Origin of the sequence: Deefgea salmonis (assembly GCF_020531905.1) — a bacterium.
In the GTDB taxonomy this organism is placed as follows: Bacteria; Pseudomonadota; Gammaproteobacteria; order Burkholderiales; family Chitinibacteraceae; genus Deefgea; species Deefgea salmonis.
In genome coordinates this window covers 94,374-117,015 of sequence record NZ_JAJAWG010000001.1, presented here as the reverse complement: position 1 = coordinate 117,015, position 22,642 = coordinate 94,374, and the positions used below count along the sequence as shown (strand labels likewise).

The window sequence follows — 22,642 nt, the reverse complement described above, 5'->3', positions numbered from 1 at the left end:
AACCCAGCTTGGTTGCGGTGCTGTGTGGTTTACATCAAAAACAAATCAATATGCCTCGATCAAATGATCATCACCGCAGCGTGGCGCAGCACCTCAATCACAACAAGTAATTCAATCGTCAGCGCAGTGCCCGCCTTCATACCGAAACAATGAAGGCCAGCAGCAAACCGCGGTTCAAGCCATGACCGAACCCATCATCGAGTAGGCTTGAGTTTGAGTGCTGCCAATTGCTCGGCCAGCGCGCCTTGCGGCGCTGTAAGTGGCGCTTTAACAGCCTTTCTTTGCTGCGCCGTCAGCGCTGGTGCGCCCGGTGTTGCTGCCGCCTCGCGTGGCGCATCATTTAAGCGCATGGTCAGCGCGATGCGTTTACGCGCCACATCAATTTCGGTTACTTTGACTTTCACCACGTCGCCCGCCTTCACCACCTCGCGCGGGTCTTTGACAAAACGCCCAGCCAAACAAGAGATATGCACCAAGCCATCTTGATGCACGCCAATATCCACAAAAGCGCCAAAATTAGTCACATTGCTCACCACGCCTTCGAGCACCATATCGACTTTTAAATCTTGAATCCGCTCAACGCCATCAGCAAACGTCGCGGTTTTAAACTCTGGCCGCGGATCACGCCCAGGTTTTTCTAGCTCCGCCAACACGTCGTTCACCGTGGGCAGACCAAATTGGGCATCCACCAAGCTCGCCGCATCTAATTGCTGCAAAGCACTGCGATCACCAATCAACTGGCGAATGTTTTTATCCACTCGTGCCAAGATTTTCTCAACCAATGGATACGCTTCAGGGTGAACCGCTGAGGCATCCAAAGGATGGTCGCCTTGCATAATTCGCAAAAACCCAGCGGACAATTCAAACGCTTTATCACCCAAACGCGGCACTTTGAGCAAAGCTTTGCGATTGGCAAATACGCCATGGCTATCACGGTAGGTGACGATGTTGCTTGCAATGGTTGCGCTCAGGCCCGATACCCTTGCTAACAGCGCCGCCGAGGCGATGTTCACATCCACGCCGACGGCATTCACGCAATCCTCCACCACCGCGTCGAGCATGCGCGCCAATTCATGCTGATTCACATCATGCTGATACTGGCCAACGCCAATCGCTTTGGGGTCGATTTTCACCAATTCCGCCAATGGGTCTTGCAAACGCCGCGCAATGGACACCGCGCCGCGAATCGACACATCCAAATCTGGAAACTCTTTGGCCGCCAATTCCGACGCCGAATACACTGAAGCCCCCGCTTCTGAAACGACGATTTTCGCAGGTTTTCGCCCCGTCAATCGGGCAATCAATTCAGTGGCCAATTTATCGGTTTCACGGCTGGCCGTGCCATTACCAATGGCAATCAATTCAATTTGATGTGCCATACATAAGCGCTCTAGCACGGCAAGCGAACCAGCCCAATCTCGGCGCGGCTCGTGCGGATAAATCGTTTCGTGGGCGACAAATTTACCGGTCGCATCCACCACCGCCACTTTCACACCGGTGCGTAAACCCGGATCCAAGCCCAAAGTGGCGCGTGGGCCAGCGGGCGCGGCCAGCAGCAAGTCTTTTAAGTTCAAAGCAAACACCCGAATCGCTTCTAAATCGGCGCGCTCGCGGGCGGCGCTGAGTAATTCGTTTTCTAAAGACAAGCCGATTTTCGCCCGCCACGCCAACCGCACCGTGTCGTTCAGCCATTTATCCGCCGCGCGATTTTGCGCTGCAATCCCAACATGGCGCGCAATCAATACTTCACAACGATTGGCTTCGCCCATGCGGCCACCGGCGGCGATTTCTTCGGGCAATAATAAATGAATCGCCAAAATACCTTCGTTGCGCGCCCGCAAAATCGCCAACAAGCGATGCGACGGCATTGCCATTAATCGTTCAGAAAAATCAAAATAATCGCTAAATTTGGCACCCGCGCTTTCTTGCCCGACGATGACGCTGGTTTTGAGTTGCCCTTCTTGCTGCAAATGCGCGCGCAAAGCGCCCAATAAAGTGGCGTTTTCGCTCCAGGTTTCGAGCAAAATCGCCCGCGCACCGTCCAGCGCCGCTTTCACGTCATTCACGCCATGCTCAGCACTCAAAAAATCCAGCGCCACCGTTTCCGGCACCAACAATGGATTGAGTCGCAACGCCTCACCCAAAGGGGCCAAACCGGCTTCACGGGCGATTTGCGCTTTGGTGCGGCGTTTTTGTTTAAAAGGCAGGTATAGGTCTTCAAGCGTTTGTTTATTGTCGGCTTCAAGCAATACCCGCTCTAAATCTGCAGTAAGCTGACCTTGCTCACGAATGGTATTGAGCACACTGGCTCGACGGTCTTCTAGCTCGCGCAAATAGCGCAGGCGTTCTTCCAAACGACGCAACTGGGTGTCATCTAAGCCACCAGTCAGCTCTTTGCGATAGCGTGAAATAAACGGCACGGTCGCGCCTTCATCCAATAAAGTCACTGCCGCCAAAACTTGTGGCTCACGGCAGGCCAACTCTTGCGCTAAACGCTGAAATATCGATGTCATCAAGAAAACCTAATTCATAAGCAATGGGTCAAGCGGTGCATTGTAAAGCATGGCTTTGCCCAGCTGTACCGACAAATCGATCCCCAGTCAGAAAGCGGCTTCAGGTAGAATGCAATTTCAGCAGCGGACAACAAATGACAGGCTGGCAACGCAACTATGTCAGCCCTTGCCGTAACATCGCCGAGACATTGCAACCAGGAACGTGCTCAATGACCGTAATCGCCGTCTTTAATATGAAAGGAGGCGTGGGTAAAACCACGATTGCCGCCAATTTAGCCGCTGCGATCGCCAAAAACGGGATCGAACCCTTACTGATCGACCTTGATCCCCAAGCACATTTAACCTCGATGTATGGCATCAAAATCCCCAGCAGCAAAAGCATTTATCGTTTTTATCAAGGCTTAAGCACGCTGTCTGATCTAGCTACGCCCTTACCCAGCGGCATTCAATTTATTGCGTCACACCTTGAGTTGGGCAAAATTGACGCTCAAGTGTCGCGGCATCGCGACAATATTTGGCGACTCAAACTCGGCCTACACGCCGAAATGCTGGCCGGAAGTGGCCTGCCTATCATCATCGATTGCACGCCAATGCTGGGGGTTGTTGCTTTTTCGGCACTGTTTGCCGCTGACATCATCCTCGTGCCAGTGGCGGCAGAATATTTGGCGCTCAACGGCGCAATGCAACTGTCGCAAACGCTGTATGGGCTGGAAAAATTTCAAGCCAGAACGCCTCGGCGCTACCTGATCAATCGCTATATCCCCAACCAAATCACCGCCGAAACCGTTGCTGGCCAACTCACCAAACACTTCCCCGGCGAAGTGCTGAAAACCAGAATCCGCGAACAAGAAGCGCTGGCGGCAGCGGTGGGCTGCGGCAGTAATATCTTTGATTTTGCCCCCACATCCGACGCTGCAACTGACTTTAGCTTTCTACTGGATGAATTAATTGAGAGCAATCTACTGTCTTTATCACGAGACTTACCGTTCATCCACGAATAATTACTAACGTCAAGCTTTCTTACGCTTACTGTTGTTTTTAATTCTTGCTTTCCGAATCGCACCATCTACAAAAAAAGAGATTGCGACAAACGGAAAGCATCATGCCTAATTTCAAACCCTTCCTGACTTTAATTGCCCTCGCATTCAGTACATACGGGCATGCCGCGCCTTTTGAACTTAGCGCCACAATGGGCGGCCAAACTCAATCTAGCCGCCACATTGACGCCGAAAAGAGTGTCAATATTTTCTACAAACAAGCGATCAGACCTGGCAGCCTATTTAATAATTACACAGGCAAAGAAGCCGTAACGAGCACACTCAATTTTCGTGGACTGCCCATTATCATCGCCTACCCAGACATAAGCAGTAAGTTAGAATTTAGTATTCCAAGCACCGGCCTTAGCAAAACCTTTCAAGGCAACACCAGAGAACAAAGCCAAGCACTGTTTTTAAAATACCTTAGTAGCCGCTCTGACTTACTCAGCGAACCGAGTACGCATTTAATCGAGCTGTCGCCGATTGATTTAGTCGCTGGCAACAGCAATAGCTTAATGAGTCGTGGCGTAAGCCTTGATGCCCAAACATTGTGGTTTGGCAGCGATGCCGCTGCCGACGAGCAGCGCTTTTCAGCAGGCATCAATTACACCCACATGCAATCGAGCGCCACCGCACGAGTCAGGGCCATGCATAGCGATGGCGTCACGCTGCCTTTGGCTTACGCTTACAACTTAGGCCAAGCCAATCACGAGCTCATTGTCAGCGCACCACTGGGTTACACCGACGCTGAGGGCAGCAAATCTTACGACGCAAACCTCGGCTTAAGTTATCGCTATCCGGTCAACAGCAACTGGACTTTAGGCGCAACCAGCTCGGCCCGTTTTGCTGGATCTAACGATCTGGGTACATCCGCATGGATCGGCTCGGCAGCGATTGCCTCAAGCTATGTTTGGGAGGGGGACGGCTGGCATCTCACACTGGGCAATCTGCTCGGCTACTACAACGCCTTTAGTCTGCGCGTAGATAGCAATACATTGAATCCCGACATTGCCAACACCGTATTTAGAAATGGTTTGTTTTATTCTCTGGATAGTCAATGGGAAGTAGGCGGGGATCCGCTTTCCTGGGAAATCTATTTAATTAACACCCAATACACGGGCACCAAATTATTTAGCAACCATCAAAATGAAGTTGGTGTGAGTTTTGGCCGCCAACGCAACGAGCAAAACACCGACATTGACTTTCATGGCGGCGTGAGCTTTAGCAAAGGCGAGAATCTCGAAAGCTGGCAAGTCAATTTTGGCGCCTGGTTTTAATCAAAGCAGATCAACATTGTTTTTTTGCGACGCTCAAACAACCGACTTTACCCCGCCCCGCACTAATTCTAGCTTTGACTGCCTGAGCTCAAACACCAAGATCAACGCAATATCAACCGCAGCTCGGAACTAAATTGGCCGCACGCGCCCTAATAGCCAACTTCATTCCCACTGCCACCGCCATGCAAGACTTGCTTCAAACTGCACTCAACCACTCGAATGAATTGGCGCTCGCGCTGTTATTTGTGATTGTACTGGCCGAATCCACCGCCTTAATTGGACTGATCATTCCCGGTACGATTTTAATGGTTACGATGGGCACATTGATTGGCAGCGGCAAAATGGATTTTTGGTTGGCGTGTAGTGTTGGCTTTGTCGCCGCACTATTGGGCGATCTGATTTCGTATGCGCTCGGTTACCGCTATCGCCGCCCGTTACAACAACTCAAACTGATTCGCCAACATCGCCGCTTATTGATCCAAGCACGGCTGGTTTTACGGCATCACGGTCCAGTGGGGATTTTTGTTGGCCGATTTTTAGGCCCAACTCGGCCGGTATTGCCGATGGTGGCAGGTATGCTCTCCATGCCCGCCAAACGCTTCATGCCGGCGTGTATACTGGCGTGTGTGCTTTGGTCACCATTGTATTTTTTGCCGGGAATTTTGGCTGGCGCGGCGATTGGGCTGGGTGAAAGTACGGCGATGCATTTTCCAACGCTGTTAATGATCACCTTGGGCTTGGTCTTTACTGCCCTGTGGATGCTGTGGCAATGCTTTAAGCAAAATACCCGCCATCGCTGGTTTTCGCTCGGCGCGCCCATTGTCACACTCGCCAGTGCCGGCGCACTGTACTTCCTCTTTAGCCATCCTCACGCCACGAACTACGGCTCACGACTTTGGCAGGTTTTAAGCTAAGCGCTGAACCCGCTCATTGATGCGGCGTCAGCCCAGTGCGGCGTCGCAGCGAGTGTGCTTATCAAGCAAACCCAAAGCCAGAAAACTAAATTCAGCGTTCATTTTGCGTTAAGTCAAATTGTGACATTGGTCACAAAGACAAATCAGATTATCATTGGGCTTCGTAATTCATCGCAATTCAAATCTCTTTCACCCCCTAAAGAGGCCAGATCATGGATAACAAGCCCGCAAGCAACACCACGCGCAGCACCGCGCTCGGTCACACCCACCTACCCAAACCCAAACAAACTTTTGCCGATCGCATGCGCGGCAGTACCCCGTTTGCATGGATCAAGCTCAATACCCAACTCACGCACTAAATGACAAAGCCAGCATCCGCTGGCTTTTTTGCTCGCGCATCACAACTGAGTCAGCTCAATCTTACCCAAGCTACGCCCCAAAAATCGCTCGCCAATGGTTTGAAACTTCACCGGCAAATCGGTAACCACAAAACGATAATTTGGAATTTGGTGTGACGGATTAGCTAAACCGCGCGACTGCAAAATCTCCGCCGTTTGATCGGCAATCGACAGCGCCGAATCGACCAACTGCATGCGATCACCACAAATATCCATTAACAACGGTTTAATCAATGGGTAATGCGTGCAACCCAGCACCAGCGTATCAATCGACTCAACAAACACCGGCTTGAGGTATTCTTGCGCGGTTAAACGCGTGACCGCATGGTCGAGCCAACCTTCTTCTACCAAAGGCACAAACAACGGGCAAGCTTGCGAATAAACCCGAAAAGCCGGATTGAGCTGATGAATCGCCCGCGCATAAGCATTGGAATTGATCGTCGTTGGCGTACCAATCACGCCAATGCCACCGGTTTTGGTATGCGCCACCGCATTTTTAGCACCGGCTTCGATCACGTCCAGCACTGGCACATTGGCTGACGCGCGTACTTTATCGGCCGCCACCGCCGCCATGGTATTACACGCAATAATCAGCATTTTGACTTCTTGCTGCTGCAAGAACTGGGCAATTTGCTGCGTATAGTGCTCGATGGTCGCCACCGACTTCACGCCATACGGCACTCGTGCCGTATCGCCAAAGTAAATGATGTTTTCAAAGGGCAAGCGGTCCATCAAAGCCCGCACGACGGTAAGCCCACCCACTCCAGAATCAAAAACGCCAATCGGGTGCGACGGTAATGAAGTCATATTCGGCCTAGCAACAAAACATACAAAGGCGGGATTCTACTCTGAAGCCCAAGAGAAAACAGCGTAAGCGCACAAAAAGTCAGCTTACTCAACATCAATCAGCACATAAGCCATCCGCTCGGGCAATCGCGCCCGCCAAATCGGCGCAGTAATGCGCCGCCCCCAAAGTTGCCATAACCCCAGCGCGTTCTAATTTAGCCAAAACGCGCACATTGGCCTCACAAAGCAGCACCCGTACGCCTCGGTGCTGCAGCTGTGCGATCGCCCCGTCTAACACCTGCAGCCCAGTAATATCAATAAACGGCACGCGTAACAATCGAATCACCAGTACCTTGGGATCGGTATGCGTTGCGGCCAGCGCGCGCTCGAAATTTTCTACCGCACCAAAGAAAAACGGCCCTTCAATCGAAAACACCAACACGCCGGGCGGCAGTTGAATTAAACCTTGCTGGATTAACTCCATGCCGATTTGCTGCGCATCTTGCGACACCACCTCGACCGACATCGACATCCGCCGCAAGAAATGCAGCGTGGCTAAAATCACGCCAATATTCACCGCCACCACCAAGTCGGCAAACACCGTCAGCACAAAGGTAATCAACAAAATCACCACATCGGCCCGCGGGGCGTGCGTCAACATGTGCCGAAAATGCTTCACTTCGCTCATATTCCACGCCACCACAAACAAAATCGCTGCCAAAGCGGCCAAGGGAATCGACGCGGCGAGCGGTGCTAAAAACAAAATGATTACCAAAAGCGTAATGCCATGCACAATCCCCGCCAAGGGGCTATTGCCACCATTACGAATATTGGTCGCGGTGCGCGCAATCGCGCCGGTGGCGGCAAAACCACCAAACAGTGGCGTGACTAAATTAGCCAAACCTTGGCCGACTAACTCTTGATTTGAATCATGCCGCGTGCCGGTCATGCCATCGGCCACCACCGCAGACAACAACGATTCAATCGCGCCCAACATCGCAATGGTAAAAGCGGGCCCAATCAAATTAATCAGCTGACCGGTACTCACCTGCGGCAGCGAAAACTCAGGCAAACCTTGCGGAATGCCGCCAAACGCTGAGCCAATCGTAGCTACACCCGCAAAATGAAATTGCGATTGCAAACCCGTTGCCAGCACCATCGCCAGCAATGGCCCCGGTATTTTTTGCGTCCAGCGCCATTTGGGCGCAACAATCAGCACGATTAAACTCAACACCGCCAAACCGGTGGTGGCCCAATGCAAATGCGGCAAAGCCTGCACCGTGAGCCAAAATTTTTGATGGAAATGCTCGCCCTGCACCGCAGGTAGACCAAAAAATGCCCCCCACTGCCCGACCCAAATAATCACCCCAATCCCGGCAGTAAAGCCAACGATCACCGGCGCAGGAATAAATTTAATCACCCCGCCGAGCTTGGCCAAGCCCATTAGCAGCAAAATCGCACCGGCCATCATCGTCGCCACTTGCAAGCCAGCGACGCCGTATTGCGCGGTAATGCCAGACAAAATCACAATAAACGCGCCGGTGGGGCCGGCAATTTGCACCCGGCTGCCACCGCAAATAGCCACAATAAAACCCGCTACAATCGCGGTATAAATCCCTTGTTCGGGCTTGACGCCCGACGCGATGGCAAACGCCATCCCCAGCGGCAAAGCCACCACGCCCACAATCGCCCCAGCAACGATATTGCTCAACCAATTTTTGGGCGCAAGTAATCCGGCTTTTTGCGCGGCAAGCAAAGCAATCACGATGTATGGCCTATGAAGATCAATTGATTTCTTATTGTAGCCTTACATCGATAATCTTTTCATGCGCTAGATCACGACATACTTTATTTGTTGATTATTTGTTGAACATGCGATGATGGCGGGCTGATTCATTTTTAATAGTGCCAGCCAGAGTGACTAAGCAGCCCAGCCCATCTTTTGCCGATTTATTTGCCGAAACCTTAAGTGGTAAGCCATTTGTTTATGAGGAAGGCGACGAAGTTTCGCTGATGTTTGACCTCACCACCGTCCAAAGCCGAATGAAACGCCAAACCCCACAAGATCTTATACTGGGGTATACGCGCTCAATGATTGCATTTAGCCTACTGCAAGCCAATACCCGACATATTGGCATGATTGGCCTCGGCGGCGGCTCACTCGCCAAATACTGCCATCACTACCTGCCCGATTGCACGATTAAAGTCGCAGAAATCGACGCCGATGTCATTGCCTTGCGCGATCGCTTTGCCATTCCCAACGACAGTGCGCGGCTCAAAATTGAATGCGTTGACGGCGCGGCGTGGTTAAAACGCCAATCGGCGTTTGACGCACTCTTGGTCGACGCGTACAGCCAAAGCGGCATGCCAGAAAGTCTGGCCACAGCGCAGTTTTTTGACGATTGCCGCGCGGCTTTGGCCGATGAAGGGATATTGGTGGTGAATCTATGGGGCAGCGACGCGCGCTTTGACAGCTATTACCAGCGCATTCGCACGGTGTTTGACGGTGCGGCCATCGCCATCGGTGCTGATGGTTGCGCCAATCGGATTGTGTTAGCCATGAACGGCGGCAAGTTCCCGCCAAACTCGCGCGCCATCATGCAGCGCGCGCAAGCGCTGGCCAAAGCGCACAGCGTGGATCTACCGGCCTTAGCACGCCGAATCGAGCGCGCCTTGCGTCACCCCGACGGACTAGAACCGGCCAATCGCCATATTGAACCGGCCGGTTAAACCATCACAGAGGTGGTATGCGGCTCACGTCAGCGCACCACATCGAAAAGCCGACGCAGAGACGCAGAGACACAGAGTAAACCAGCGCAAAACATCAGCAAATCGCAGTTTAAATCGTCCTAAGTACGGTCGCCTCACTCAGTTTGAATGATGGTAACGCCAGCCTATGATTTAAATAGGCTTGTTGTTTTCTACATTCAAACTATCTGGAGCCGACCCACTTATTGACGACCGATTTGAGCTCTGACTGGCTTTTCTCCGCGCCTCTGCGCCTCTGCGTCAATAGCTTTTTAAGCGCATGCCATCACCGCAATTGCCGGACTTTTTGCCAACTCACACCCTGCTTAATCGCATCAACGAATGCCGTGCATCATTTTTTGCAATGGCTTGCTGGCCAATAGCAATAAGCCGCCCGCCAAGAACGACATAGCGACAAACAACATAAAGAAGTCGTGCAAATTAGTCACTTGCCAGCCCAAAAAAGACGGAAAAGGTTTGCCTGACTCGGGATAAAACCCAGCCAAAATACCGGCAAACCAATTGGCGGCCGCATTGGCCAAAAACCACACCGCCATCAATAAAGACGCAAATCGCGCTGGCGCTAATTTATTCACCAAAGACAGACCAATCGGCGACAAGCACAATTCACCCATGGTATGCAGCCAATACATCGACACCAACCACAAGATCGACACCTTCATTCCGGCACCAATACCATCGACACCAAAAGCAATCACCACATAGCCCAAGCCCAATAAAATCAAGCCCCACGCCATTTTGGTCGGCGACGACGGCTCTTTGCCCTTGGCCGACAAGCTCATCCACAAGCGCGCCATAATCGGTGCAAAAATCAACACAAACACCGGATTTAACGATTGAAACCACGATGCGGGCACTTCAAAGCCATAAATCATCCGGTCAGTGGATTCGCGGGCAAAAAAGGTCAGCGACACACCCGCTTGTTCAAATGCCGACCAAAAAAACACCACAAAAAAGGCCAGCACACCAATGACGATCATTCTTTGAATATCAATCGTGGTTAATGAAGTGTCGATTTGGCTTTTTTCCAGCGCCGACAGCTGCTTGGGCGGCAAGCCCAAAATCTGCCCTTCAGGCGACAATAAGTATTTATTTTTAAACGTTTGGAAAATCACCAACGACAACAGCATCCCAACGCCTGCGGCTAAAAAGCCCCAGCGAAAATCAGCCGGATTACCGGTATCGCCCAAAGTGCCGCAAATCAATGGCGCACAAAATGAGCCTAAATTAATCCCCATATAAAAAATGGTATACGCCGCATCTTTACGCGCATCATTGGGCGCATACAGCTGCCCAACCATCGTTGAAATATTCGGTTTAAAAAAACCATTACCCAAACAAATCAAACCCAAACCGGAATAAAAGAACGGCAGCGCCAAAGTTAGATTGGTGTAAAAAGTGCTCGCAAAAAACAAGGCAAACTGCCCAGCTGCCATCAATAAGCCGCCGACCAAGATTGAGCGCTGATTACCCCAGTAACGATCGGCGATATAACCACCAATCAACGGCGTTAAAAACACCAAGCCGGTGTATTGCCCGTATAAAGCAGAGGTGAATTGCTTATCAAACGACAATGCGGAAATCATGAATAAAGCCAATAAAGCCCGATTCCCATAATACGAAAATCGCTCCCACATTTCGGTAGCGAAAAGTAGATATAGCCCTTTAGGGTGAGCTTGTGTTGCAGACATAGAAGCACGCTATCAATGATTGATTTGTGTTTACCTTAACGCATCATTCGCCCTTTTGACCAGACTCAGCACACAGACGGACACCCAAATTCAATAAAAACTGACGAATCGCAAGCGTTTGCGCCAATGCAAGGTAATTATCACCCGACACCGACAACGACTGGACTTGTCCCACCAGCGCCAAAGCCTGTTGTTCTGATGCAGACCAATCGCGTATTTTTGAGGTATCGAGCCCTAGACTTGATGCTGCATCGCCTGCGTCGCAATGCCCCAGCGAACTTTCCGAAATCGTCGTCAAACCCCGCGCAGTGGCCGCCAGCAATAATTCGCTGTGCAAAGGGGCCATCACCGATAAATCCGGATCAATTTCAAAAATCAACTGCGCGATTTGATCGGCGAGTACCGGGTTTTTAGCTGCGTCACGATATAAAGCCCCATGCAATTTAACGTAAGCCACTGAAACCCCTTCTTCAATACACACCGCCTTCATCGCCCACAATTGGGCGGTAATACTAAACACCAGTTGCGAGGGATGCATCGATAACGAGCGCTGCCCTAAATTCGCTCGATCCGGGTAACTGGGCGCAGCGCCAATACGCACCCCATACTGATGCGCCAAATGCACCGCTGCGCGCATTGACTCCACACTGCCAGCGTGACCGCCGCATGCAATATTGGCCAACGACACCAAGGGCATCCATTGCGAATCCAAATCCTGATCGCGACCAAAATCAGCGTTCAATTCTAAAACCACGCCCTGCTCAATCAAAACAATGTCCTTTGCGGTAACGGCGAGCTTTCGCGCGACGTTCCAGTAACAGATCAAAAATAGCCACGCCGCTACGCAATGCATTTTATTGCAACAGAGCGCACCGGTGCCTGACGCTTATTTACAAAAAACCATCCAATACTTATTAATAATTTCAAAACCCTGAATATAGTTGCTAGAGAGCGCAGATTTTATCCGCAAATTAGCCATAATTAAGTCCATGCTTGACACCAATGCGTACCCCATGACCAACGAGTCCAATTACTTTGTTCACCCCGATCAGCTGCAAGTGGGCGTTTACATCCAACTCGATCTGCATTGGATGGCGCATCCATTTAGCTTTGGTAGTTTTAAAATCAAATCGATGGATCAAATTGACACCTTAAAAAAGCTTGGCTTAGTCAAAATTCGCTACATCCCCAATAAAAGTGACAGCCAACCTCTACCATTCACCCCTCCGTCAATCGAACAAGCCAGCAATGCCATCAGCAATGCCGAAATAGTCGACGCGGATGTTTTAGCGCTGATGGCGGCCAAAAGACGACGCCAAGCCCAGCATGAACGCCGACAAGCGCAACTGGATGCCTGCGAAAAAGCCTTTGGCAAAGCGGCAAAAACCGTCAGAAGCATGAACAGTCAGATCCATATTGACGCCAAAAAAACCGTGGCTGCGGCCAACCAACTCGTCAATCAAATGCTCGACTCGCTGTTAATTGACGATGACATTGCGATTCATTTAATGAATGGCAATACATTGGGCGATGAAACTTACTTCCATACTTTAAATGTGGCCGTATTGGCCTTAATGCTAGGGCGCGCCATGCAATTATCTCGCGAAGAGATTCACACCTTGGGTTTGGCCGCCTTATTTCATGACATTGGTAAAAACGAAGTACCCGACCGTATTTTACTCAAAACCGAGCGCTTAAACCGCGCAGAACAAGCGCTGATGGAGCAACATGCCATGTGGGGCGTAGAAACCGCGCAGCGCGCAGGATTAGCCCCGAGTGTATTAAAACTCATTGCCCAGCATCACGAATACTGCGATGGCACGGGCTACCCACAACATCTTCAATTGGCGCAAATTGATCCGCTGGCGCGCATTTTGGTCCTCGTGAACACTTACGACAATTACTGCAATCGCAATAACTCAGCGCTGTCTTTAACGCCACACGAAGGCTTGGCGTGTATGTTTACCCAACACAAAGCCAAATTTGATCCCGGCCCGCTCAATCACTTTATCAAATGCCTTGGCGTGTATCCGCCGGGCACTTTAGTGATTTTATCCAATGACTGTTATGGCTTAGTGGTTTCAGTGAATGCTTCGCGCCCTTTGCGGCCGCAAGTCTTAGTCTGCGGTCATGAATCTGACAGTGAAAACGCCATTATTTTGGATTTAGAACACGAAAATGGCATCAATATCAGTAAATCAATCAAGGCCAATCAACTGAGTGCCGATGCAGCGCGCGCCTTAAGTCCGAGTAAACGCATGAACTATTTTTTTAGTGCCAGCGAGTCAATATGACCTTACTGGCCCACAATCTGCTCGACGCCTGCGCCACCGCGATTTTAGCCGTCACGCCGCATGATTTACGCATTGTTTCGGCCAATCAAGCCAGCGCATTGCTGCTGGGTTATTCCCAACACGATTTAATGGGTCGGCCGATTCTCGAGATTGAAACCGGATTACAAGAGCACTTTTTTTGGGAAGACGTTCGTCAAGGCGGTCAGGGCCACGTCAGTCAACTCGAAACCGAATATCGCCATGCACAAGGTTATTTTTTATCGGTCTGTAAAAGCGTACGCAGCACCATCTGGGAAGATCAAACGCTGTGCGTGATTTCTTTTTATGACATCAGCCACAGCAAGCGACTAGAACGAGAAAGCGCACTGACCGCCTCTTTGCTGTATGCCACTTTAGAGTCCACCGCCGATGGTATCGTCGTCACTGATTTGGACGGCCATATTCGCCATTGCAATGCCGCCATGCTGCACATTTGGCAATGGTCCGACACGCAGCAATCCGAAACGCTGTTTGAGTGGATCCTCCCGCAACTGAGTAATGCCGAAGCATTTCAAGACTGGCTCGATTTGTTGTATAGCGACCCTTATCTGGCATCGCACTTTAGCGCCGCCTTACTTGACGGGCGATTTTATGACTTTAATAGTCAGCCCCAACGCTTGGGCGAAGCGCCTGAAGGGCGGATTTTTAGCGCTCACGACACCACGGCCATCAAATGCAGCGAAGCTGCGCTGCGCATTGCGCATGAAAAAGCCCAAGCGGCCAGCCGCGCCAAATCCGAATTTTTATCCCACATGAGCCATGAACTCAGAACACCACTCAACGCGATACTGGGCTTTGCCCAACTGATTTGCGCCGACACCGATAACCCGCAGCGTTTACTGGGCAATTACATTATGAATGCCGGCCGACATTTACTCGACATGATTAATGAAGTGCTCGATTTAGCCAGTATCGAAGCGGGCAAACTCACCTTGCGCCAAGAAACCGTTGATCTCACGCCCATCGTGCGCGACTGCTGCGAATTAATGCAAAATTTAGCCGCAGAAAAAAACATTCAATTACTCAGCGATTTGCCAAAGTACACGCCTTGCTTTGTTAGTGGCGACGCGCGGCGGATTAAACAGATTTTATTAAATTTCACCTCCAACGCGATCAAATACAATCGCTCTGCCGGCCGCGTGACCTTAAGCATCAGCCAAACCCAAAACAACGACTGGCGTTTAATGGTGTCCGATACCGGTTTTGGCATCAGCCAAGCCGATCAAGCCCAGCTTTTTATGGCGTTTTCTCGGGTCGGTGAGCAGCAAGAAGAAATAGAAGGCACCGGCATCGGATTGGCTTTTACCCGTAAACTGGCGCAGCTGATGCACGGCACTGTCGGCGTAAAAAGCCAGCTCGATATAGGGAGTGATTTCTGGGTGGACTTCCCGGCGGTCACGCCCGAGGTGCCCGTATACAGCCCCCGCAACGGCTCAACCGAGGCCAAGCAGCGGCACATTTTATACATTGAGGACGATCTACTTTCCCAAACACTCATGAGCCACATACTCGAGCAACAGCGGGCTCATTATGTATTAACGCTCGCCAGTACCGCCGCCGAAGGCTTATTGCGCGCGCAGCAACACACCCCCGACTTAATCTTGCTCGATCGCCATCTGCCAGACGCCACCGGTGCCAGCCTGCTGGTTCAACTGAGAATGGATAAAACCACCCGACATATTCCGGTGATTGCTTTATCGGGCGACGCTTTGGCCGAAGACATCCATCAAGCGATTCAACTTGGCTTTGACGCCTATTTGACCAAACCACTTGATCTGGCCAAAGCACTGCCCATCATCGACAATGCTTTAGGCTATATCCATCAGGGTATATAGCTGCAGATTTTGTATTAATTAGGCTTTAAGCCAATACCCCATGCTGCGCTAAAGCCCACAACACATGCTCACGCACCATGTCATGGTCAATATCGCGCCGAGCGTGTAAAGCGGCAATCACCGCTGGCGAAGTGTTTGCATTACCCAAACCAACGGCCAAGTTTCTTAACCACGCCCAATAACCAATTCGGTAAATCGGACTCCCGGCCATTTTTTGTTGAAACTCAGCTTCAGACCAAGCAAACAGTGCCAATAAACTCACATCATCCAAACCATGGCGAATCACAAAATCAGTTTCAGGGCTGGTTTTGGCAAACCGATTCCATGGGCACACCAATTGGCAATCATCGCAGCCATACACGCGGTTGCCAATTTGGGCGCGAAACTCAATGGGAATCGCCCCTTTTAATTCAATGGTTAAATAAGAAATACACCGCCGAGCATCCACGATATACGGCGCAACAATCGCTTGCGTCGGACACGCATCAATACACGCAGTGCATTGACCGCAATGCTCTTTGGGCATCGGAGGATCGGCCGGCAAGGCAATATCTAAAAACAATTCGCCAATAAAAAAGAAAGAACCATATTGCCGATTAATTAATAAACTATGTTTGCCACGCCAACCATTGCCACCTTGCTTGGCCAATTCGACCTCAAGCACCGGCGCTGAATCGACAAATACCCGATAGCCCATTGGGCCAATTAAATCGGTAATTTTTTCGGCCAATTCTTGCAGACGATGCCGCAAAACTTTGTGATAATCACGCCCTAAGGCGTAACGAGAGATATACGCCCTATCGGTATCGGCCAAAACGGCTTCTGGATCAGCACCGCCAGACAGATACGGCATAAAAACAGTAATCACCGATAAAGTTCCCGGCACTAATTCTGCCGCTCTGGCGCGCTTTAAACCGTGCCTTGCCATATAATCCATTTCGCCGTGATAACCCGCTGCCAACCATTGGGTTAAATCGGATTCGGCATGGCTTAAATCGATATTGGCAATCGCCGCAGCGGCAAAGCCAAGCTGGTGCGCCCAATCTTTAATCGATTGCACCATAACCTGATCATTGGGTGGTAAATGTATAAATTCAGTCATATTGCAAATGATACCGCGTTCAGCGCTGTTTTAAATGATGAAGCCGCCACATTGGAATTTGGCCGCCATATTGCGCAAGTATTGCACGCGGGCATGGTGGTGTTTTTAGAAGGTAATTTGGGCGCAGGCAAAACCACGCTCACGCGTGGCATTTTACGCGGTGCTGGCTTTACGGGTCGCGTCAAAAGCCCAACTTATACCTTAGTAGAGCCTTACCCTTTGCTTGGACTTAAAGCCGATTCTAAATTATACTTTTATCACTTTGATTTATATCGCTTTAATGATCCAAGCGAATGGGAAGACGCCGGTTTTAGAGATTACTTTAATGCCGAATCAGTGTGTTTAATTGAATGGGCCGATAAAGCCAGCGGACAACTCCCCACGCCCGATTGGATTATTCAATTAAGCCCCGAAGGCGAAGGCCGAAAAATTTTATTATTCGCCACCAGTGAGTTAGGCCAAACATGTCAGAACGCTTTGACCTTAGCAATCCAAGCCGCACCATGAATTGCGAACTAAATTTAAATCGCCGTGACGTATTGCGTGCTGCCGCCGCGACCTTGATTTTATCGGTGAGCCCGGTCAGTCTGGCTGGCAACGCCAGCGTCGTTGCGGTGCGCGTTTGGCCATCGGCCGCGTATACCCGCGTCACCATTGAATCGTCTGAGCCGCTACCGTTTAATCAATTTATGATTAAAGATCCAGAGCGCTTGGTGATTGACTTGCACGGCATTGATTTAAACAATGAATTACAAAGTTTGGCCGGCAAAGTCGGCGGCGATGATCCGTATATCAAATTACTGCGCGCTGCGCGCAATAAGCCCGGCACAGTGCGCTTGGTTTTAGATTTAAAAACCCAAGTCAGCCCACAAGTCTTTACCCTCGCGCCATTCTCAGAATACAAGCATCGCTTGGTGATTGACCTTTATCCGACCGAACAAAACGATCCCCTACTGGCCTTACTTAACGACAACCCAAGCGCCGCTACCGCCATACCGGCCAAACCGGCGGAGCCCAAAGTTGCCGAAGCGGCCAAGCCCATCGAACCCACCAAGCCCGTCGAACCCAGTAAAGCCAATGACAATACGGTCGATCGTAATAAACTCAAAGTCGATCGCTTAATTACTGTGGTGCTTGATCCTGGTCATGGAGGCGAAGATCCCGGTGCCGTTGGGCCATCGGGTACGCACGAAAAAGTGGTTGTCTTGCAAATCGCCAAAAAACTCAAAGCTTTACTCGAAAATGAAGCCAATGTGCGCGTGGTGCTAACCCGCGATGGTGATTATTTTGTGCCGCTGGGCGTTCGCGTTAAAAAAGCCCGCGCGGTCAACGCCGATTTATTTGTCTCCATTCACGCCGATGCCTTTGTGCGCCCCGGTGCCAATGGCTCATCGGTGTTTGCGCTGTCTGAAGGCGGCGCAACCAGCAGTCAAGCGCGCTGGCTGGCGCAAACGCAAAATGATGCTGATTTAATTGGTGGGATTAAAATCAAAACTGAAAATCCGTATTTGGCACGCACCTTAATGGATTTAACGACGACAGCAACGATTAATGACAGTATGAAGCTGGGCAAAGCCATGCTCGGTGAAATCGGCAACATCAATCGTCTGCATAAACCTAGCGTTGAACAAGCCAATTTTGCAGTCCTTAAAGCGCCAGATATTCCATCGATTTTGGTCGAAACCGCGTTTATTTCGAATCCAGAAGAAGAACAAAAGCTCATTTCTGACGCCTATCAAAACAAAATGGCCCAAGCCTTACATCAAGGCATTAAGCGCTACTTTGCTAAAAACCCACCACTGGCCAAAACACGACTCGCCCACAGCTAAAACCCATCCATCTGGCCGGTGTAATGCCTGTTGGATCGACTGCATCGTCAATCCAACAGGCTGGTATACTTCAGCCTCTTTTGTTTTTTGACCATCGTTTAACTTCATGCCACGCATCCAAAGACTTTCCGATCACCTTGTCAATCAAATCGCCGCCGGCGAGGTGGTTGAACGACCCGCGTCAGCATTGAAAGAACTCTTAGAAAACAGCATTGATGCCGGCAGCAAAAGCTTGCAAATTGAATTACACGCTGGCGGCAGCAAACTGATAAAAGTCATTGACGATGGCTGCGGCATTGCCAAAGACGATCTGGGCCTTGCCCTGCATCGCCATGCCACCAGCAAAATCAGCAGCATGGACGACTTAGCCAAGGTCGGCACTTTGGGTTTTCGCGGCGAAGGATTGGCCTCGATTGCCTCCGTCTCTCGGTTGAGTTTAACCAGCCGCTTTACTGAAAACGGTCAATTATCCGCCCACGCGTGGCGAGTTGAAGCCGACCATGGTCATTTACTTGAGCCCGAGCCTGCCGCTTTAGCCTGCGGCACCACCATCGAAGTGCACGAGCTGTATACGCAAGTGCCGGCACGAAAAAAATTCTTAAAATCAGACAGCACCGAATACGCCCATTGCCTGAGCATGGTTGAACGCTTGGCGCTGGCCAACCCGCAAATTCAAATCACCTTGCTGCACAACGGCAAAGCGCAGCAGCGCTGGCTGGCGGGTGATTTAGCCAAACGCGCCGCAGCGATTGTCGGCGATGAATTTGTGCAATCGGGCATTGTGGTTGACGAAGGGATAGGCAGCTTACGTCTACATGGCATTACCGGCTCTCCAACACTGGGCAAAACCAGTCGCGAAGCGCAATTCTTTTTTGTCAATGGCCGCTTTGTGCGCGACAAAGTGGTGATGCATGCGCTCAAAGAAGCCTATCGCGATGTGCTGCACCATAATCTGCACGCGTCATTTTGCCTGTTTTTAGAGCTCGACCCCGAAGGCGTGGATGTCAACGTCCACCCCACCAAAATCGAAGTGCGCTTTCGCGAAAGCCAAGCCATCTATCGCTTTTTGCTAACCAGCCTATCGAAAGCGCTTGCTCAAACCAAAGCCGGTAAGTTACCCGAGGGTATTGACACCGAAACCGGAGAAATAAAAGCCCCGCTAGCAATACCCCAAGAAAACAACTACAAACCGCAAGATTACGCCAAAATGGCGTATCGTCAGCAATCGATACCCCTTGCCCCAACGGCAGGCGAAGGGCTGCAGATTTACGAAACGATGTTTGCCGATTTGCGCCAAGGTGCCGCTAGCGCCCCCAGCACCGCCGCATCGACCGCAGACATCGCACAGATTGATCCAGCGCCCGTTGCGCCAATCATCAGCAACACGCCCGAGCCTGAGCACCGCGCGAAGATCGGTGGCGCTAGCGTTGATCAGCCTGCACCATGGCTAGCAACACCGCGCACCAAGCTACCGCCGAGTGATGAAAACGGCGCGCCGCCACTGGGTTTTGCGTTAGGCCAATTGCATGGCGTTTATATTTTGAGCCAAACCAACGAAGGCCTGATCGTCATCGACATGCACGCTGCGCATGAGCGCGTGGTGTATGAAAAACTCAAAACGGCACTCGATTTAGCCAATATGCCGATGCAGCCTTTACTCATACCGCATGTATTTAACGCCGACAAATTTGACATCGCCACCGTCGAAGACTTTGGTGAGCAACTCGCCGATTTAGGGCTAGAAATCTCAGTCACGTCGCCCACACAGCTCTCGGTTCGCGCCGTGCCGATGTTATTGCAAAACAGCAATCCCGTTGAATTAGCCCAAGCCATGCTGCGCGATATTCGCCAAGTGGGCGTCTCGCAAGTGCTCTCCGGTCGTCGCAACGAGCTATTGGCCACCATGGCCTGCCACGGCGCGGTGCGCGCCAATCGTCAGCTCACGCTGCCAGAAATGAACGCGCTACTGCGCGAAATGGAAGTCACCGAGCGATCCGGCCAATGCAATCACGGCCGCCCGACGTGGTTTCGCCTCACCATGAATGACCTTGATAAAATGTTTATGCGAGGACAGTAATGAATTTTGTGCTGCCCCCAGTATGACCACGACGCAAAGCTGCAACGCCAAACTTAATCGATCTACTTTTGCCACGGCCCCCCAATCATGAATCCACTTCCTCCTGCTATTTTCATCATGGGGCCAACGGCCAGCGGCAAAACGGCGACGGCCATACGGCTTATAGAGCTCGGACTGCCGGTTGAACTCATTTCAGTCGATTCGGCCTTAGTGTTTAAAGACATGGATATTGGCAGTGCCAAACCCAGCAAAGCCGAACTTGCGGCGGCGCCGCACCATTTAATCGACATTATCGCCCCTACTGAGGTCTATTCAGCCGCGCAATTTAGACTTGATGCCCGCGCCTTGATGGACGACATTACCGCGCGCGGTAAAGTACCGGTACTGGTTGGCGGCACCATGCTGTATTTCAACACCTTGCAACAAGGCATTCACGACCTACCCACGGCCGATGCCGAACTGCGCGCTCAAATCCATCTTGACGCCCAAGCGCTAGGCTGGGCAGCGATGCATCAACGATTAGCCGCATTAGACCCCATCACCGCGGCTCGGCTTGACCCCAATGACACACAAAGAATCGAGCGCGCTTTAGAAGTCTGCATTTTGTCGGGTAAAGCCATGTCGAGCATACTGGCTGAGCCCGCCAGAGAGATACTCCCCTACGATTTACTCAAAATTGCCTTAGTTCCAAGTGATCGCTCAGTACTTCACCAGCGAATTGCGCTGCGTTTTGATCAAATGCTCAATAACGGTTTATTGGCCGAAGTGCAAATGCTACGCGCCAAATACCCGCTCAATCTGGATTTACCGTCCATGCGCTGCGTCGGTTACCGCCAAGCATGGAGCCATTTAGACGGAGAATACGACTTAGCCACCTGCCGCGAAAAAGGCATTGCCGCCACCCGACAACTGGCTAAACGTCAACTCACTTGGTTACGCGGCATGGCGGATTGCGACTTAATTGACTGCACTAGAAATAATGCAGAAACAGAATCATTAGAATTAATTTTAAAAAAATTACACAGAAATTAAAAAAACAAAAAATAGCAAATAAACACAATAAATAACACATTAACAAATCATTAAATCATTACATAAGAGATTAATTAATTACCATTTGTCAATAAATTTAAATGCACTCTTGCTTTACTCCGTATTTCAATTTAAAACTAAAGCTAATGCAATATCTCAACAACTCATCTGAGATTTGCCCACTTTAAACTGCGTACGGAGCATGTAATGAAACATCTTAAAAAACTTGCAATTATTGCCGCCCTATTGAGCACTTCGTCTTTTGCGCAGATCTCTGCAAGTGGGCAAATTATCAGCGGCACCACTTTTAGCACCAATAATGCATTTCAATTTTTTAACACTTCAACCGCTGGCGAATACATCACCTCATTAACTTGGGACTTAACCCCAATTGGCGGTTTTTTTGATACCACCGCAGCGAACCCAGGAAATAGCTATTCAGGCTTAGTGATTAATACATCAACTGGCGGTGTTTCAGCAACGGCCCCCAGCGATGCAGCGTTAGATGGCAAGCAAAAAGTTACCTTTAATTTTGCTGGCAATACATTCGCTGCTGGTCAAAAATTTATTTTTGGTGTTGATACTGATTTATTGAGTTGCATTGATTGTAACGGGATTAATGGCGCAGGCTTTATTGGCGCCAAAGTAGCGGCAACCTTCTCCGACGGCCAAACGCGCTATGGCACTTATGTAGCCAGTAATCAAACAGGGTATGGTTCGATGGTGAGTATTACTCAGCCTGTTCCAGAGCCAGAAACCTATGCATTAATGGGGCTCGGTCTAGTCGGTTTACTCGCCGCCCGCCATCGTAAATCACGCCACGATACAAAAAGTAAATATTAATCAATACTGCGCCCAATAAAAAACGCCATTAATGGCGTTTTTTATTGGGCAACAATTCTATATATGCCATAATTTTCATACAACCCTATCTAGTTTATTACTATTAAAAACCTAAAGATCAAAACCCATAAAACACAAGCACCAAAAAATTAATTTCCAATAAAAAACCACCAGTTCAATACCGTCAAATCGTAAAAACCAATTTT

18 protein-coding genes are annotated in these 22,642 nt (G+C 50.4%); 12 read left to right on the top strand and 6 right to left on the bottom strand.

The genetic code is table 11. The features are described from left to right. Window positions 1–194 precede the first annotated feature (194 nt). The gene (locus LG219_RS00525; protein ID WP_226762599.1) at window positions 195–2,513 is read right to left on the bottom strand and encodes a Tex family protein; all 2,319 of its coding nucleotides are present in this window, start codon (window positions 2,511–2,513) and stop codon (window positions 195–197) included. Window positions 2,514–2,722: 209 nt separating this feature from the next. Between LG219_RS00525 and LG219_RS00520 the strand changes: the two genes are divergently transcribed. The 4 genes from LG219_RS00520 (at window position 2,723) to LG219_RS00505 (ending at window position 6,100) form a co-directional block, all read left to right on the top strand. Then, window positions 2,723–3,514: a ParA family protein gene (locus LG219_RS00520; protein WP_226762598.1), complete on the top strand. Its 792-nt coding sequence runs from the start codon at window positions 2,723–2,725 to the stop codon at window positions 3,512–3,514. A 101-nt stretch (window positions 3,515–3,615) separates the two neighbouring features. Beyond that, the gene (locus tag LG219_RS00515; protein ID WP_226762597.1) at window positions 3,616–4,827 is read left to right on the top strand and encodes a hypothetical protein; all 1,212 of its coding nucleotides are present in this window, start codon (window positions 3,616–3,618) and stop codon (window positions 4,825–4,827) included. Between the two features lie 182 nt (window positions 4,828–5,009). Further along, window positions 5,010–5,741, top strand: a complete 732-nt coding sequence (locus LG219_RS00510; protein ID WP_226762596.1) for a DedA family protein — start codon at window positions 5,010–5,012, stop codon at window positions 5,739–5,741. Between the two features lie 212 nt (window positions 5,742–5,953). Continuing rightward, entirely contained in the window at window positions 5,954–6,100 is a 147-nt protein-coding gene (locus LG219_RS00505; protein WP_226762595.1) for a hypothetical protein, read from the top strand. Window positions 6,101–6,139: 39 nt separating this feature from the next. Here the strand turns inward: LG219_RS00505 and murI are convergent, their stop codons facing one another. Continuing rightward, entirely contained in the window at window positions 6,140–6,946 is an 807-nt protein-coding gene (gene murI, locus LG219_RS00500) for a glutamate racemase (protein ID WP_226762594.1), read from the bottom strand. A 94-nt stretch (window positions 6,947–7,040) separates the two neighbouring features. Next, window positions 7,041–8,690: a SulP family inorganic anion transporter gene (locus LG219_RS00495; RefSeq protein WP_226762593.1), complete on the bottom strand. Its 1,650-nt coding sequence runs from the start codon at window positions 8,688–8,690 to the stop codon at window positions 7,041–7,043. A gap of 152 nt (window positions 8,691–8,842) precedes the next feature. Between LG219_RS00495 and LG219_RS00490 the strand changes: the two genes are divergently transcribed. Further along, complete coding sequence (locus LG219_RS00490) at window positions 8,843–9,655, top strand: fused MFS/spermidine synthase (protein ID WP_226762592.1); 813 nt, start codon at window positions 8,843–8,845, stop codon at window positions 9,653–9,655. A gap of 353 nt (window positions 9,656–10,008) precedes the next feature. Here the strand turns inward: LG219_RS00490 and LG219_RS00485 are convergent, their stop codons facing one another. Together LG219_RS00485 and LG219_RS00480 are read right to left on the bottom strand one after the other, a co-directional pair. Next, on the bottom strand, window positions 10,009–11,385 hold the full coding sequence (locus tag LG219_RS00485) for a peptide MFS transporter (protein WP_226762591.1): 1,377 nt from the start codon (window positions 11,383–11,385) through the stop codon (window positions 10,009–10,011). A gap of 43 nt (window positions 11,386–11,428) precedes the next feature. Next, window positions 11,429–12,154, bottom strand: a complete 726-nt coding sequence (locus LG219_RS00480; RefSeq protein ID WP_226762590.1) for a LamB/YcsF family protein — start codon at window positions 12,152–12,154, stop codon at window positions 11,429–11,431. Window positions 12,155–12,398: 244 nt separating this feature from the next. Between LG219_RS00480 and LG219_RS00475 the strand changes: the two genes are divergently transcribed. Both LG219_RS00475 and LG219_RS00470 read left to right on the top strand, forming a co-directional pair. Then, a complete protein-coding gene (locus LG219_RS00475; protein WP_226762589.1) occupies window positions 12,399–13,679 on the top strand; it encodes an HD-GYP domain-containing protein in 1,281 nt (426 codons plus the stop codon). After that, on the top strand, window positions 13,676–15,553 hold the full coding sequence (locus tag LG219_RS00470; RefSeq protein WP_226762588.1) for a PAS domain-containing hybrid sensor histidine kinase/response regulator: 1,878 nt from the start codon (window positions 13,676–13,678) through the stop codon (window positions 15,551–15,553). The genes LG219_RS00475 and LG219_RS00470 overlap by 4 nt, the downstream gene beginning before the upstream one ends. A gap of 25 nt (window positions 15,554–15,578) precedes the next feature. On the opposite strand, the gene queG is transcribed toward LG219_RS00470, so the two are convergent. Further along, a complete protein-coding gene (gene queG, locus LG219_RS00465) occupies window positions 15,579–16,655 on the bottom strand; it encodes a tRNA epoxyqueuosine(34) reductase QueG (protein WP_226762587.1) in 1,077 nt (358 codons plus the stop codon). On the opposite strand from queG, the gene tsaE reads away from it, so the two are divergent. The 5 genes from tsaE (at window position 16,656) to LG219_RS00440 (ending at window position 22,436) form a co-directional block, all read left to right on the top strand. Continuing rightward, window positions 16,656–17,162, top strand: a complete 507-nt coding sequence (gene tsaE / locus LG219_RS00460; protein ID WP_226763187.1) for a tRNA (adenosine(37)-N6)-threonylcarbamoyltransferase complex ATPase subunit type 1 TsaE — start codon at window positions 16,656–16,658, stop codon at window positions 17,160–17,162. Further along, window positions 17,159–18,484, top strand: a complete 1,326-nt coding sequence (locus LG219_RS00455) for an N-acetylmuramoyl-L-alanine amidase (protein WP_226762586.1) — start codon at window positions 17,159–17,161, stop codon at window positions 18,482–18,484. Before tsaE ends, LG219_RS00455 begins: the two co-directional genes overlap by 4 nt. Before the next feature lie 106 nt (window positions 18,485–18,590). Then, window positions 18,591–20,561 (top strand): DNA mismatch repair endonuclease MutL, encoded by a 1,971-nt coding sequence (mutL, locus tag LG219_RS00450; RefSeq protein WP_226762585.1) that lies wholly within the window; start codon window positions 18,591–18,593, stop codon window positions 20,559–20,561. Window positions 20,562–20,648: 87 nt separating this feature from the next. Then, window positions 20,649–21,593 (top strand): tRNA (adenosine(37)-N6)-dimethylallyltransferase MiaA, encoded by a 945-nt coding sequence (gene miaA / locus LG219_RS00445; RefSeq protein ID WP_226762584.1) that lies wholly within the window; start codon window positions 20,649–20,651, stop codon window positions 21,591–21,593. 207 nt (window positions 21,594–21,800) lie between these two features. Next, window positions 21,801–22,436 carry a PEP-CTERM sorting domain-containing protein gene (locus LG219_RS00440; protein ID WP_226762583.1) on the top strand — a complete coding sequence of 212 codons (636 nt, stop codon included), beginning with the start codon at window positions 21,801–21,803 and terminating at the stop codon, window positions 22,434–22,436. Window positions 22,437–22,642 lie beyond the last annotated feature (206 nt).